Here is a 1,306-nt window from a genome sequence, read left to right as displayed (position 1 = left end):
ACGCGGGAGCCGCTGCCCGGGGATGCCTGGCGGCCGCGGACGTGGCACCGGTATGGGTATGCGTTTGCGAACCCCATCAGTTACTATGACCCATATGGCGAGTTTCCCATTCTTGTTCCCATAATTACTGGGGTTGCAGGTGGTCTGGCTGCTGGAGCGGGTTCGCTGATTGCCCAACTGGCTGCGGGAGAAGGCTCCCTGAGCGAAAGATGGCAAAACGTAGATTGGGGAGATGTGGCTATCGCTTTTGGGGTAGGAGCTGTTGCCGGAGCGTTGGCGCCTTTTGTGGCCACGAGTGTGGGTGGAGCCGTTGCTCTAGGAGCAAGCGCCAACGTGGTTCAATACACGCTTACGCAATGGTCCAACCGGGAGCCCATCCGCTGGGAGGAAATGGCCCTGAATGCGGCAATAGGCGGTGTAATTGGGAGGGTGGGTGGCCCCTCTCCAAGTTTAGATGACCTTGCTGCTCCCTTTGCCCGCTGGTCGCCCTGGCTCGATCAACGAGTTATTGAAAGTATTATGATTCAAAATTCTTTAAGGTCGATTACCTTCCCGAACCTTGTTCGCTCGGCATTTCTGGAGACGCTCAACAATTGGCCTCTTTCTTGGCCCGAGATTATCCGTAACTGGCACAAAATATGGGAGGTGACCTGTGAATGAGGAGATTTTTCTCGACTGGTTATTTATGTTCCTCCTTTCGGCTATGATCTGGTTCCTCGGTTACTTGGGTCAACGTCACGTTTCCAGGGATGTGGCTGCCTTAGAGAGGGCCTATAAACAGGCCATAGAAGCTCACGATTCTCAGAAGATAGCTCAAATAGAAAGACTGAGGCGAGCAGTTGGAGATATAATTCGTATCCCTTCTTGGATGGTGGTGTTTTTTAAGCTGAAAATCGATGATAATCTGGTCAATACGCGTTCTCTTATCATACAGTTAATTGGCTTAGGTTTAGCTTTATCCAGCACCTTTTTGGCACTGTTTGAGCCAGATCATGAGGAACGAGTTGCGTATTTAGGGTTGAGTTTTGCTCTTTTGCTTTTTATCAGTATAGTTTTAGAAGTCATATTATCTTTGTCTCGACGAAGATGAGAGAACGGCAACACAGCTGCCCCTTTTTAGGCAATCACACCGAACCTCATAGCTACCAGTAAGGGTAGGTCTTAATCGCTCGTGGCGACTTCACCGACCCGCACAATCACTACGCCTTCCTGGGGAAGGAGTGGGACGAGCATCTGGGGCTGGTAGGGGCAGGCGGCCGCCTGCCCTTACAGCGTTCGCCTTTATGACCCGTGGGCGGGGGTGTGG

General features: G+C 51.8%; 2 protein-coding genes. Both read left to right on the top strand.

Translation table 11 applies throughout. The features are described 5' to 3' along the window. Positions 1-660, top strand: a 660-nt coding sequence (locus ABJK56_RS03925; protein ID WP_347243362.1) for a hypothetical protein, incomplete at its 5' end; no start/stop codon positions are given. Beyond that, a complete protein-coding gene (locus tag ABJK56_RS03920) occupies positions 653-1,090 on the top strand; it encodes a hypothetical protein (RefSeq protein WP_347243361.1) in 438 nt (145 codons plus the stop codon). The genes ABJK56_RS03925 and ABJK56_RS03920, both read left to right, overlap by 8 nt. The last annotated feature ends 216 nt before the right edge of the window (positions 1,091-1,306 follow it).

Origin of the sequence: Thermogutta sp. (genome assembly GCF_039793925.1) — a bacterium.
Taxonomy (GTDB): domain Bacteria; phylum Planctomycetota; class Planctomycetia; order Pirellulales; family Thermoguttaceae; genus Thermogutta.
The sequence above is the reverse complement of the archived record's forward strand: the minus strand, read 5'-3'. Positions and strand labels throughout refer to the sequence as shown.